The sequence below is a fragment of the Paenibacillus sp. 2TAB23 genome (assembly GCF_052115165.1).
GTDB lineage: Bacteria > Bacillota > Bacilli > Paenibacillales > Paenibacillaceae > Pristimantibacillus.
In genome coordinates this window covers 319,583-333,180 of sequence record NZ_JBFRGD010000005.1, presented here as the reverse complement: position 1 = coordinate 333,180, position 13,598 = coordinate 319,583, and the positions used below count along the sequence as shown (strand labels likewise).

The 13,598-nt window shown below is 49.3% G+C and carries 11 protein-coding genes; 3 read left to right on the top strand and 8 right to left on the bottom strand.

All coding sequences use genetic code 11. The features are described 5' to 3' along the window. The 5 genes from AB4Z29_RS10930 to AB4Z29_RS10910 all read right to left on the bottom strand — a co-directional run. Positions 1 to 1,780 (bottom strand): glycosyltransferase family 2 protein (locus AB4Z29_RS10930; protein WP_441943078.1); only part of this gene is annotated, 1,780 nt, incomplete at its 3' end. Next, the gene (locus tag AB4Z29_RS10925; protein ID WP_441943077.1) at positions 1,777 to 3,330 is read right to left on the bottom strand and encodes a glycosyltransferase; all 1,554 of its coding nucleotides are present in this window, start codon (positions 3,328 to 3,330) and stop codon (positions 1,777 to 1,779) included. The genes AB4Z29_RS10930 and AB4Z29_RS10925, both read right to left, overlap by 4 nt. Further along, entirely contained in the window at positions 3,287 to 5,440 is a 2,154-nt protein-coding gene (locus AB4Z29_RS10920; RefSeq protein WP_441943076.1) for a glycosyltransferase, read from the bottom strand. Before AB4Z29_RS10920 ends, AB4Z29_RS10925 begins: the two co-directional genes overlap by 44 nt. A 43-nt stretch (positions 5,441 to 5,483) precedes the next feature. Then, the gene (locus AB4Z29_RS10915; RefSeq protein ID WP_441943075.1) at positions 5,484 to 6,812 is read right to left on the bottom strand and encodes a DUF6385 domain-containing protein; all 1,329 of its coding nucleotides are present in this window, start codon (positions 6,810 to 6,812) and stop codon (positions 5,484 to 5,486) included. Between the two features lie 52 nt (positions 6,813 to 6,864). Beyond that, positions 6,865 to 7,155, bottom strand: a complete 291-nt coding sequence (locus AB4Z29_RS10910) for a DUF6385 domain-containing protein (RefSeq protein WP_441943074.1) — start codon at positions 7,153 to 7,155, stop codon at positions 6,865 to 6,867. Between the two features lie 374 nt (positions 7,156 to 7,529). Between AB4Z29_RS10910 and AB4Z29_RS10905 the strand changes: the two genes are divergently transcribed. Together AB4Z29_RS10905 and AB4Z29_RS10900 are read left to right on the top strand one after the other, a co-directional pair. After that, the gene (locus tag AB4Z29_RS10905; RefSeq protein ID WP_441943073.1) at positions 7,530 to 8,066 is read left to right on the top strand and encodes a hypothetical protein; all 537 of its coding nucleotides are present in this window, start codon (positions 7,530 to 7,532) and stop codon (positions 8,064 to 8,066) included. 1 nt (position 8,067) lies between these two features. After that, the gene (locus tag AB4Z29_RS10900; RefSeq protein WP_441943072.1) at positions 8,068 to 8,649 is read left to right on the top strand and encodes a hypothetical protein; all 582 of its coding nucleotides are present in this window, start codon (positions 8,068 to 8,070) and stop codon (positions 8,647 to 8,649) included. Between the two features lie 1,097 nt (positions 8,650 to 9,746). On the opposite strand, the gene AB4Z29_RS10895 is transcribed toward AB4Z29_RS10900, so the two are convergent. Beyond that, positions 9,747 to 10,292 (bottom strand): glutathione peroxidase, encoded by a 546-nt coding sequence (locus AB4Z29_RS10895; RefSeq protein WP_441943071.1) that lies wholly within the window; start codon positions 10,290 to 10,292, stop codon positions 9,747 to 9,749. 220 nt (positions 10,293 to 10,512) lie between these two features. Further along, positions 10,513 to 10,845, bottom strand: coding sequence for a winged helix-turn-helix transcriptional regulator (locus AB4Z29_RS10890; protein ID WP_441943070.1), 333 nt, complete (start codon positions 10,843 to 10,845; stop codon positions 10,513 to 10,515). Positions 10,846 to 11,073: 228 nt separating this feature from the next. On the opposite strand from AB4Z29_RS10890, the gene AB4Z29_RS10885 reads away from it, so the two are divergent. Continuing rightward, a complete protein-coding gene (locus tag AB4Z29_RS10885) occupies positions 11,074 to 11,985 on the top strand; it encodes a DsbA family oxidoreductase (RefSeq protein WP_441943069.1) in 912 nt (303 codons plus the stop codon). A 262-nt stretch (positions 11,986 to 12,247) separates the two neighbouring features. Here AB4Z29_RS10885 and AB4Z29_RS10880 read toward each other — a convergent pair whose 3' ends face one another. Further along, on the bottom strand, positions 12,248 to 13,594 hold the full coding sequence (locus AB4Z29_RS10880) for a DUF2252 domain-containing protein (RefSeq protein ID WP_441943068.1): 1,347 nt from the start codon (positions 13,592 to 13,594) through the stop codon (positions 12,248 to 12,250). Positions 13,595 to 13,598 lie beyond the last annotated feature (4 nt).

The window sequence follows — 13,598 nt, the reverse complement described above, 5'->3', positions numbered from 1 at the left end:
CCGCGCGCCAGTCGGCTGCGGCGGCTGCAAGCACGCCCGCGGCCAGCCGCGCGGGCGCAGAGCTGCCGCTCGCGAGCGTGCTGCGCAGCGCTGCGCGGCAAGCCTGCGGTGCGCGAATAACCGCGCACCATTGCAGCGGCGGCAAAGCCGCACCGCTGTCGCTCGCAGCGCGGAACGCGCTCCATGCTCGCCAAGCGCCGACGCGCAGCAGGGCTTGCTCCGTTGCAGGCGCCCATACCTCAGGCGCTGCCGCTCCGCGAAGCTCCAGCGCTTTCAAATAAACGGCGCGCCGCTCGTCATCCTCCGGCAGCTGCTCCCACAGCAGGCGGCCTTCCTCCAATTGGCCTCGCTGCACGCAAAACAAGCCCCGCCAAAAAAAAGCATGACTATCGGTTCCCATATTAGAAGCAGCAAGCACAAGCCCGCTGACAACCGAGTCCGCTCGCTCGTCATCTTTTCCGTCATTCGTCTGCATAAAGCCTGCATCCGCCATCCGCTCAAGGAGCGCCGAGCTTATTCGCTGAAACGATTGTTTTCCTGATTCCTCGGCAATTGCCAACTCGACAGCAGCCCTCAAGAATCGCTGCCTATATCGCCCATCGACTGTACTTAGCAGCAGCATCCGTTCCCACGCCGGCATATAGGTTGGTCGCACTGAAACGGAACACGCATAATATTGCCACGCAGCCTCCCATTCATATATCCGCTCGCTAGCAAGTCCTGAGGTATACAGCGTCCGGTAGCTGCCCGCTCCAGGAGCCGTCGAATAATGGGCTGGCGTTAATCCAAGCTCCAAAGCTTGCTGCAGCACATGCAGCGCAGCGGCGTTTTTATCCTGATCCAGCAGCGCCAACGCCAACGCCTCATACAAATCCGGGAAATCCGCGAATCCCAGCCTCTCAATTCCCCTTCTTGCCCATTCTTCCGCTTCGTCAATTCTGCCTAATAAGCGCAGCGCATGGCTCAGCTTCAACAAAAGGTCGGATGCATAGCCTTGTTCAGGCTTTAACGACGGGGCAAGCGGCGCAAGCCAAGCAGCCGCGCCACTCCAATTGCTGTAAGTGAAGCATTCTGTACCCATCGCATATTGGAGCATAGCATCTTCCGGATTTCGCTCAATCGCTTGCATGAGAATCCTGCCGTTTCGCTCCCGCTTGCCCTTTGCCTCCACTACCTCAGGCCGATAGCCCTCATGCCATACAGTAATCGGGGCATAACCAAGCCTTTGCCCCTCAAGCTCGGACACGCTCGTCGCCACCTCTTCATGCAGTGCGCCTGTAAAACGGATGCGTGGATCATTGCGAAACAAGCGGCATACCGCATCGCTTATATAGGTTTCGGCTGGCTCAAGCTGCTGCTCACTCGTTATCGCTGCCCCAATCCAGCTGCACAACCTCACGTAGTAACCCGCAATCGCTTGATTCGCAAGCAAGTCTTCCCATAAATGAAGCGGGGATTCATCCAAACGCTCATCGGCATCGAGGACCAACACCCAAGGCTGCGCAGCCAGCATCAATCCTTCGTTGCGGGCAGCCGCGAAGTCATCTCTCCACTCTGTACGAACAACGATCGCTCCGAAGCGCTCAGCAATTTGTATCGTGTCGTCGCTTGAGCCCGTATCCACCACAATGATTTCCGATACATAGTTTTTGGCCGAAGCCAGACAAGCCCGCAAAAACGACTCCTCATTCCTCACGATCATACACAGCGATACAGGCAGTTGATTCCTTCCAGGAACGCTAAGCTTTGAGCTTCCTTCCTGATTCTCTCCAGACTTCATCCGCGACTCCCCCAACCTTCCTCGCAAGGCAGAAGCAAGCGGATCATTGCGATCGCTTTAACAGGGATGGATCCCGCGCGAGGTGCTGCAAGAGATGCATCGTTTTGCAGCATGCCTGTGCCAGGGTTTCGAATGTGCTGCAGCTGCTCCAAATGCCGGTCCACTCGCCCACACAAGCTCGCATATCGTTCGCCGGCATCTTCCTGTTGGTCTTCATCACCTTTCAACACCCTGTGCTCCGCCTGTTCGACTTCGACCCATTGTGCAAGAACCTCTGCAGCATCGCGGCCAAACTGAGCGGCATGCCAACCAACCCAAGCGTTAGCTGCTTGAGAGGAGCCGCTTTCCAACATAATCTCAGCCACCTTAATGACCGCCTCTTCGCTGCGGCAGACAAGCTGCGCCGCAAGAATTGACGCGATGCGGGACTCCTCGCCGGCTATGCGCAAATATCTGCACAGCCTGTATAAAGGAGGCGTAAGGGTAGGATGGAAACGGAGCGCGGCAATATAAGCCTGTACGACGCCCTGCGTATCCAGCTGTACTTCTTTAAAACGGCCTAACATATAGGACGTGCGGTATGTGCCAATACCATCCTCCGTATGATATTGAGGAGGCGCCGCTCCGATTTCGAGCGCAGCTGACGCGGAGCAAACGGCTGATTGCAGCTGTCCGCATTGAGCCAACGCCAAGGCATGATAGTGATGAAGATCTGGATAGTCAGCGAATTGTCCAGCGCCCAACCTCGCAATCTCTGCCGCTTCCCCCCACTGGTTTAAAGACAACAGGCTCCGAACCTCATACTTTACGACCAAATGCGCATAGCTAAGCTGTTCAAACCCTTGCTGCTGCCGTGCGGTGCGGAAGGCTTCCAGCGCCTTGCTCGGCATGCCCGCCCGCAAATATTCAACGCCGATATTGTATTGGTGGAAGCTGTTATCCGGTTCCTTCTGCACCGCACGCTCAAGCAGCTCCATATTGCGCTGAAGCTTGTTCTTCTGGGCTACGATATCCTGCCTATAGCCGTAATGGATAATTTTTGTATCTGTTAATTGAAACACAGCCTTTGGCCATCTCCGCAATAACGAAGCCGCGATTTGCTCATGGATGCTCCCCTCGAAACGAACCGCTGGGTCATTTCGAAACATGCGAAGCACGGGATGAACCGTCCCCCCGCGCTCATCGTCACTTGCTCCGGTTACGTTCCATATTTGCAAAAAAAGCCCTTGGACAGGCTGATGCGCCTCTGCCAACAGCTGTTTGCCGGTATGGGCATCAAGCTCCTCGTCAGCATCAAGAAATAAGATCCAGTCTCCCTGCGCCAAGGCGAGACCCGTATTTCGCGCTTTCGCAAAATCATGCTCCCACTCCGCAAGCACAACACGCGCACCGTAACGCTCCGCAATGGCAACCGTCTGATCCGCAGAGCCTGTATCAACCACAATCATTTCATCAACGATGCCTTGCACGCTTGCGAGGCATCGCGGAAGGTGAAGCTCTTCGTCTTTAACGATCATGCATAAGGAAATTAGCTTCCGCGGCTTGACCATTTGCCCGCCTCCTTTGCACGCCATTCCATTTCGTACGCCAGCCCAAGCCGTCAATGCGCTGCAGTGCAGCAAGCAGCTTGACAGCATCAGTTTCAGCCCAGCTTCCATCCCACGTCCGGCTGTCTTGTGGTCCGGCCAAACTCAGTGCCTCCAGAGCAAGACGCAAGCTTGCAGCAGCCGCTCCAAGCCGCAGCCGCCTTGTGGTTTGGAGCGGCTCTTTCTCTGCGAGCTCCGACACAGCTATGCCTTGCTCAAACATTCCGAGCGCTTCACTATATAGCCCTTTTATATAGAGCAGCTCTCCGAGCCGCAGCCATTGTCCGCCCGCCAATTCACCGGTCGCAGCATAACTGCGCAGCATCCTCTCTGCCGCTGCATCCTTGTAGCCCTCATCATAAAGCGTTTGCTCAAAAATCAAGTCCAACCGCTCATCCGCTTGAACCATTTGATCGGCCAAATGAAGCATGCCCAGCGCCACAGCCCGCTCCAGTAATTTTCTGCCCCATGCCGCCTTGCTCTCTTGCCATGGAGCTTGCGGCTTTTCCTGAGCAGAAAGCTTCAGCACCGCAGCCTCGATGCTTACTAAGACAAGATGATCATCATCCTTTAACTTCAGGAAAAGGATTCCCTCATCCTTTAGATTGAGCTTAAGCCCTTCATTCCAGCTGCACAAAACAATATCCATTATCGCGGTCTCCATCAACCGCGATTCATTTTCATTTGCGGGCCATATTTGCAAGTCATTCATTTTCGCTGCCGCCTCTGCCAAATACCCCTCGCCAATTAATACCCTTGCATAAAGACATACATTCTCGGACAGCCATTCGCCAGCGTTCAATGACGAATCCAACTTTCTCCACAATGGCAGCGCTGTACCGAAAGCACCGACTCTCGTCATGGATCGGGCTATTAGAAGTTCTCCTTTTGGCTGCTTGCCCGCTGCCGATAATAGCGTTTCGTAAATTTCCGAATCGGATTTGCCCGCTGCATGATGGCATGCCGCTAAGCCATTGTAGCCACGCTCCATGAACGGTTTCTCCAGCAGCACTCGTTCGAACAAAAGCTGTGCTTTATCCAGCTGTTCAAGCTCAAGCCAAATTTCCGCCAGCGCGATATGCGCAAGCACGTTTCCCGCACCAGCTTCCGCTAAATATCTGCTGCCGCGTCCAATCGACTCCGCATTGATCGCTGCCTCATATGCATGAATCGCCTCAAGCAGTCTGCCTCCTGCGCGCAAAGCGTCGCCTTGCAGTAGGAACAAATCCGGATAATCGCTATATTGTAGGGTCTCCTCTTCCAGAAGAGCCTCCGCCTGCCCGATTCGCCGAAGCACCAAAAGCACCTTCGCATAGTCCCTTATGATCGCAGGGCGGAAGGGTGCCTCCAGCCGCACCTCGACAAGCGAGCGTCCAAAAGCTTGGCAGGCCTCATCCAGCTTTCCAAGCTGACATAACGCTACTCCGTAATTGTACAGGCAAAAAGGATCATTGGGACGCTTGGACAGCTGCCTCGCAATGATCCTTTCATTTCTAATCGCCTTTTCCTTGCGCGCCATCGCGGCTGGCAAATAACCATCATGCCGAATGACGATGCCGCTTTGGGAAAGCGGTCCGTCCACATCCACCTTACGGCTTGCCTCAGTCCCGCGTCCAGCAATGCGGACGAGCTGCTCATGTATTTCTCCTACATATACAAAGCCCCGATCAGCCCGAAATATCCTGATCGCTTCATTCAGGATCTTGCCTCCTGCGTCATCCGTATCCAACATATGCTCCATCTTTATCCGCAAAGCCGCTTCCGGCGTGCGCTTCAGCTCTTCTCTCAACTGAATGCCGATCTGGGCAGGGCAGTCCACCCACTCATCGGCGTCAAGAACTAGCACCCACAGGGTTCGAGCATTCAGGAGTGCTTTATTTCGAGCTTCGGCGAAATCTTCTTCCCACTCAATCTCGAGAACCCGGGCACCAAAACGCAGCGCAATCTGTTTCGTTTCATCCGATGATCCTGTATCCGCCACTATGATTTCGTCCGCGAATGCCTTCACGCTTTTTAAACAGCGCTCCAGCACATCAGCCTCGTTACGTACAATTAAATGTACCCCGAGCAGCATGCGATACCCTCCCACATTTTAAAGCATTGATTAAGTCAGCGGCTTAAGTCCCTTGTCCATTGAAATAAGCATCAATCGTTGTCGGCAATCCCGTTGCGCTCGAACGGTACGCAAGCCTTGTATATTTCAAAAACCGCTGCGGAACAAGTACATCCACAGAACCGACAGCTACCCCTGTCACCGTATCCACATCGGCATACCAGTTCGTTCCATTCGCACTGATTTCCACTCGTGCATCGGCAGCGTTCGCACCCGGACCTCTGTTGTAAACGAAGAATGAATACGTACCGAAAACACTCGTTGTTACAGTCGGCAAAGCCGTAAAAGCGTCTGTCGTAACGATGTCCAAGCTGCTCGTTTCCTGGAAGCTCTTCTGCGATATTGACGTGACACTGCTAAGCGTTCCTGCAGTGATTGTTGCTCCGAGCACGCTGTTGATCGTTCCCGCTGTAATCGTTGTGCCCAGCACGCTCGTAATCGTACCGGCTGTAATTGTCGCTCCAAGCACACTATTAACCGCATCCAGCGTTCCTGCCGTAATCGTTGCACCGAGCACGCTGTTGATCGTTCCCGCTGTAATCGTTGTGCCTAGCACGCTCGTGATCGTACCGGCTGTAATTGTCGCTCCAAGCACACTATTGACCGCATCCAGCGTTCCTGCCGTAATCGTTGCACCGAGTACACTGTTGATCGTTCCTGCTGTGATCGTCGTGCCTAATACACTTGTGATCGTACCGGCTGTAATTGTTGCTCCAAGCACACTATTAACCGCATCCAGCGTTCCTGCCGTGATCGTTGCACCGAGTACACTGTTGATCGTTCCCGCTGTGATCGTCGTGCCTAATACACTTGTGATCGTACCGGCTGTAATTGTCGCACCAAGTACACTATTAACCGCATCCAGCGTTCCTGCCGTAATCGTTGCACCGAGCACACTGTTGATCGTTCCCGCTGTTATCGTCGTGCCTAGCACGCTCGTGATCGTACCGGCTGTGATTGTCGCTCCAAGCACACTATTGACCGCATCCAGCGTTCCTGCCGTAATCGTTGCACCGAGTACACTGTTGATCGTTCCTGCTGTAATCGTTGCACCGAGCAAGCTGTTAATCGTCCCTGCTGTGATCGTCGCTCCCAGCAAGCTCGTTATCGTTCCTGCCGTGATCGTTGCGCCCATTACGCTATTGATGGTGCTGAGGGTTCCCGCCGTAATCGTAACGCCCATAAGATTGCTGATCGTTCCGTCTAACATAATATTCACGATGCGGCCAGCGGTGTCCGTCGCTAAGGCCTGTGTGGTATCCGTACTGTCCTTCCCGAATATGAGCGTGCGCAGATTATCCGGATTGGGGTTAAACGATGAGAAGTTTGGCATTTTTCTTCACCTTTTTCTTATTGGAATAGGAACGGTCACGAGGGAGAACAGGTCACCTAGCCAACTGTGCTTGAAAATAAACTTGCAGCTTTGTCGGCTGCCCCTTCTGCTTTGATTTCAATGCAAGTCTGGAGTAGCGCATAAATTTTGAAGGGACGACGATCTCCGTTACCCCCTTTTCAACTACCCCCTCCATATCAATCGCATAATCAGAGCCGTTGGGACCCACTTCAAGCCTAAGTACAGCCGGATTTTCTCCACGGTTTACAATGGCATACGAATACATCGTCTTGTTGGAGGTATCTTGCATGGGGAGCGGCTTGAATTGATCACTTGTCTGCAAATCCTTATAAACCGTTTCACAAAAACCGCTGGGTACACATTTCTCCCCATGCTTACGATGACTGCATCTTGATTTGCATTTTGCTTTGCACTTCGGTTTTCCCGGCTTCGCTGAGGTTTCCTTGTTACGTCCCTTGCTGCGGGCCCTTTTCCTACCAGTCCTTTCACACCGATTCGCCGATTTTGGCATCTGCATTTCTTCCCCTCGTGTCCATGCTTCGATAATCTATGTCGACTCTACGAAATTCGAAACGGCGATTGTTCCGCCACCCATACACCCAAATCAAGTTTCCTCCGTATTCCCCCATACAATCAAGCAAGAAACACCATATACTACTAGAAATACAGGCATGTCAGTAGATAACGAGGTGATTCATGGTGACAAACAATTCCGTATTCAACACCGAAAATAAACCGCTTTATACGTTCATTAATAACCCTTACAGCTCCTCTGCCTCTATAGCCCCGCCAGAAGCAGACGCATCAAGCAATGGTCGGCTGTTTATGGTTACTACCGCAAACGCCGCTATAGCTGGAGGCTCCAATCAGTTGGTCCAAATTACAAATCCCAACTTAAGCGGCCGCTCCCTCTACGTTTCAAGAATTTCCGGCGGGACCACCGCTGCGGCTACTCTTATTTTGTATGCCGGGGGAACCGTTACCGGGGGAACAACCCCTGCTCCCTTCAACTGTCAATTCGGCAACACGACAACGAGTATCGCTACGGCCAGAACCTCTGCAGGCACGGTTACGGGTACCCCTACTCAGTTCATGTCACTACCAATGGCTGCCGGCATGTTCAACCTAGATTTCACAGGCGGTATTATAGTCCCTCCCAACCGCTCCATTACGTTGTCGCTCGGACCCGGCGCTATAACCGCTGCGACAAACATCGCTTGGTGGGAGGTCTAATATGCCGAACTACAATCCCTTGGACAATCCCGGCAACGAGCTGTACGGTCAAGTCGTGAATGGCTATCAGGAGCCCGGAGCTGCCGCACCTCCCTCAACGGGCGCCGCACGCGCAGCACGGTATTTCTCAACGGATGCCTCTACCAGCGCAAGCTTGGGGATATTAGGCGGTACCGTGAATACGACTATAAGGCTCAATAATCCCGCGGGCAGCGGAACAAATATTCACATGGCAAGCATAGGAGGCACAATCGATGTATCACTTAGCCTGTTATCGGGCTTTAGCGGACAGGTCACTATGTTAAGCGGTGGAAGTCTAACAAGCCCTTCTTCGATTACGGCCTCGAATCTTTATTTAACCAGCCCCGTAGCGAGCATCGCGGCAGCAACCTCGTCTACAAGCGCGCCAACTGGCGGGAACACTTTTATGATTTATCCGGCTTACCCTACTCCCTTTCGATTTGCTTACACGGGCGGGATTGTCATTCCTCCAGGGCAATGGCTTATCGTCAACGTAAGAGGTTCCTTAACCTTGCTTGGTGTGCTTGGAACGAGGGCGAATTTAACCTGGTGGGAAGCATAACACCACTTAAAATAAACCTAAATAAAATAACTTTTTTCACACATGAAAAATTCTCAAAAACCACTTTAAATTCAGACATAGGTAAATCATATTTCGATTTTCTTTTTTATCTATTTACAACTAAATTAATTTTACAAACACGAGTAAATCCCCTAATTACAAAAAAGATTATGTGGATATACTTCTCATTTAAATTGCATATTTACAACGTTAATTTATTAGATGTCACCTTAATTCCATTCCCTCCATTTTGCACGGAAGGCCGGAACTATAATTTCGATTTTTCTGTTAAAATACAACCTCTCTGCCTACCGTCTTATCAGATTGATATGAATTGAAAATGAGGGAGCACAGCTAGTAAACAATAGTCACAAGAGAGACATTGGAAGCGCGGTTCAGTAAGATAGTCTTACGATGGATATAAAGGAAGCATGGCTTATTACCATTAGCCTTATGATGGATATAGAGGAAGTGCGATTCGACAATGATAGCTATACGAGGGAACAAAAGGAGCACAGTACATTAGGTTAAACTTACGGTGAATATAGAGGAAGTATGGCTCGTTACCATTAACCTTATGATGAATACAGAGGAAGAACGGTTCATTAATGAATAGCTCTGCGGTGGTTAAAGAGAATGTACGTGTTCATGAACGATTGTCATACGGTGACACCGAGAATGTACGGCGTCGCGAACGATTATCTTATGGTAGATAAAGAGGAAATGCGGTTCATTAACGTTATTCTTGCAAGGTACATAGAGAGCACATGATTCGCTTATGATAATCGTGCGAGGTGTACAGCGGGAACTTCATTCCAATTGTTACGAAGATTCTGAGGTATGACAGATGAAATAGTAAACCAAAAGGCGATTGTCCGAAGACAATCGCCTCTTTGGCATGCTCACAAAACCGAATTCGTTCGTATATTCCGCACCGCTGGCATCGTTGGAACGAGCTTTTGTCGAAATGACAGGCATGCCGTTCAGAGAATTTGGCCCGAAACGTCATTTCTCTGCTCAAAACGACCTAAAAAGCCATTATATGGGCTTTTTTTCGCCGGGAAGCCGCATGTATTTCATTTTTAACTGAGGGAGCATTAAAGCAAGGCTTCGATTTCGGCCTTCATCGCGAGTGGTTCATCGGTCGATTCGAACCGTTTAATGACGTTTCCTTCACGGTCTATTAGAAATTTAGTGAAATTCCATTTTACAGAATTTCCCTCTAGGTAATGAGGCAGCTTCTCCTCAAGAAAGGCATTCAGCATTTTCCCGCTCGGCTCGTTCGTATTGAATCCTGCGAAAGGAGCCTCCTCGGTTAAATAGCTGAACAATGGATGAGCCGTTTCGTCCCGAACATCCGTCTTATCGAAGAGCGGGAATGTGACGCCGTAATTCAGCTGGCAGAAGCTTTGCACATCGGAGTTCGTTCCTGGCTCCTGCTCAGCAAACTGGTTGCTTGGAAAACCGAGTATTTCAAGACCTTGATCTTTATATTCTTCATATAGCTTTTGCAAATCCGAATATTGCGGGGTGAAGCCGCATTTGCTTGCCGTATTGACGACTATCAGCACCTTGCCTTTATATTGCTCCATACTTTGTTGTTCGCCTTTTATTGTTTCTACGTCATACGAATAAATGCTCATTATTTGTTGCCTCCTCTAGCGAATTAAATTTAAATAAATTAAATTGTATACAACTGATTATAGAAATAGAATACCATGTCTGAATAGACAAGTCAAATGTTAGTCCAATAGAAAGGACCGCGTAACTAGCGAGTGTCTTGTAACTATAAAGTTTAAGACTGAGAGGCTCGATTTAAGCGCACACCCGATCTTGTACGTATCCGTAATCGGTTGGGGTATCTTACTCCGTAACTTTAATATTCTTCTGCCCCCATGCAACAACAGATTCAATTAATGGTACTAGCTCTTTCCCAGTAGTAGTGAGTGAATATTCAACACGGGGAGGGACTTCATTGTATTGCTCCCTATGAATGATCCCGTAGTCGCTGAGATCTTTCAGACAGTTGGTTAACGTCGTTCCGGTGATACCGTGAAGACGTCTTTTTAATTCGTTGTATCTGATATTGTTATTTTCACTCAAAATCGCTACTATCGGTAAATTCCATTTTCCTCCTATCACTGAAAAGGCGAAGGTCGCTGGGCACAATTCATTAAGTTTAAAGTCGTATTTCATGATGATTCTCCTAATAGTATATTTTTTGATACTTAGTAAGAAAAATGATCGTACTTGTTCAAATTTATCTAAGTATTATAATCATACCATGCACAGTGCATTAATTAATGTTACTTACAAAATTTTTAGAAATGTGAGAAAATCGTTAAAATCGAAATGGTTACAGGAAGTACAAGGCAAGAGAGAGTAACTATTGGGTGAAAAAAACCCTGAAAGGTGATGTAAATAATGAACAACCAAAATATGATGTGTGACCTTGAAACGGGCGTCTGCGGTGTTGCCGACGAAGATCCAATTCAACGATTCGACTTGAATCAGCAAATTAAAAAAATAACGTTATATTACGTGACGGATCCGATCTGTTCTCATTGTTGGGCGCTCGAACCTGTACTAAATCGATTCCTTCAGCAGTATGGCCAGTACTTCAACGTAAATATTATAATGGGGGGATTATTGGCTAGCTGGCATGGGTTCGGGGATTCTGCAAACGGGATTCAGAAACCTTCTGACGTTGAAGAACATTGGAAGGAAGTGGGCAAACATTCACGCATGCCAATTGACGGAACATTGTGGCGTGAAAATCCAGTACGCTCTTCTTACCCGCCTTCCAGAGTTTATAAAGTGATTCAAAATAAGTATAAGGGAAAAGAAAATGAATTTTTGCGGAGAGCTAGAGAGGCTGTTTTTGCTTTCAATCAAAATATTGGCGAAGAGCAGGTGCTCATTGAAATCGTCAACCAAATCGGACTTAATGGAAGCCAAGTTTTTGAAGAATCCGAACTCGAAGAGGCACAAAATCGGTTAGAACAAGATTTTGATTTAGTAGCTAGACTCGGCGTTACGGGATTTCCAACCGTCATCATGGTGGATGAAGAAGGTAAAGGCGTTAAGATTGTTGGAGCGCGGACTTTGGAAACCTACGTCGACGCTCTTGTGCAAATCTTGAATGATCCAGTTAAACCTAAACAGGTAAAGCCACTCGCGAAATGGATAAAGGAAAGCCCACTTTTGTTTTCGAAGGAAATTGAAGTGATGTACGGAGTAGAGTCCAGCAAAGTTGAACCATTTATTGCTTCAGAGCTTAGTGAGGGTTCCTATCATATCAAGCACATTTTAGGCGAATTATACGTTGAAGCTTAAAAGAACAGGGATGCAAATGACCTAACCAGGTAATTCTATATGGAAAATGGAGCAGAGCGCCGCATGCTCCAATTTCCATTGAAGTATATCTCTCTATTGATGTGCGGATGATAGGATAACACAACAATATGCTCAACAAATGAAAAGAAGAAGCCAGATTTCCTATGAACTGTGACCCCTAAGAAGGACACTTTGAAAAAAGTGACCCTCTTAGGGGTCACAGTTCACCTACGCTAATCTGCGGTCCTTTTCAATAACTTATTTATGATTGCAACGGTTTCTTTCTTCCGCTTAGCCACTCTGTAAACAAAGCATAATCCTGCTCCACTTGATCGGCATACGATACAGCCCAATTGGCAATCGAGGTACAGAATGCATCCTCGTCATTGCCCATCGCTTTGACAATCTCAACCTCACTGTGATACGCCAATATGCCTTGCGCGACATCGGTATCCGCTCTCGCATGCATTTTGGCCGTTAATTTCCCCATCGTATCCGTTACTGATAACATATCTCCTGCTGTCTCTAGGGATTCCAGCTTTAATCTTTTTTTGTACGGCGAACGCTCACGGACATAGAAATGCCGTTCTCCGATTGACAGCCAGCCAAGATAAGGGTCCGCCTCGTGATGCATCGCTTTCTGCGTCATCGTTACCCGTTTACCTTGGTGCTCGAACATCGACCAGAACGATTCGCTATAAGGCATGAAGTAAGCCGGTACCGGTACACGCACCTCTTTCACCTCAAGCACGATATCATCTTCACCATCTGAGCCCTCGCCGGCCTCGATTAATACATAATAGCGGTCAAGTCCAATCGAGGCTGTTCCCGAACCGTGTTTGACTGCAATATCCTTCACTTTGAAGTGGCGCAATTCCTCTGCGTCATCTGCGGCGACAGTTGCCAAATAATCAGGCCATGCTTCAAGCAAAGCCGCCCGCTCCTCCTCGGTAGGAGACACAATTTCATCCGTTACAGCAAACTGGCGATGCTCCTGCACAAGCGCGGTCACTTTTTCGAGGAAATGCTGATCCTTGCGCTTTTGCAGCTTTTTGAGCAGCTTCTTAACAGGACCTTCCGCCCGCTCCAAATCAACGGCAAAGATGCCTGGGTCATCCTTTCCTTTCGTGAAGCGCCGCATCTGTTTGGAATACGCCTGCAGATACGCCTCAATTCCGCTTATCTGATTGCTATAAGTCTGCCCTTTAAGCCGGCCAACAAGCGCAATGCTGACCGACATACGCATCAGGTCATAGAGATACGAACCCAAGTAACCCTCGTCGAAATCATTCACATCATAGACAAGCGCGCCGCGCTCATTGCGGAACGCCCCGAAATTCTCGAAATGCAGGTCCCCTTGAATCCAAGTAGGCCGACTTACCGGTGTGTGATAAGGAAACCATTCCCGTGATACGTCGAAATAAAACAAATAGGCGCTGCCTCTAAAAAAAGAAAAAGCCGTTTCCGACATTTTCGCATATTTCTCCTCACGCTTAACGCGCGTCAGCTTCATCAGCTTCTGGTCAAATTCTTGAAAAATCGTGGATAATGTCCGCCTTCGTAATTTGTTCTGGGTTAACTTTACTTGCTCGGTCAACTTCTGATCCATACGG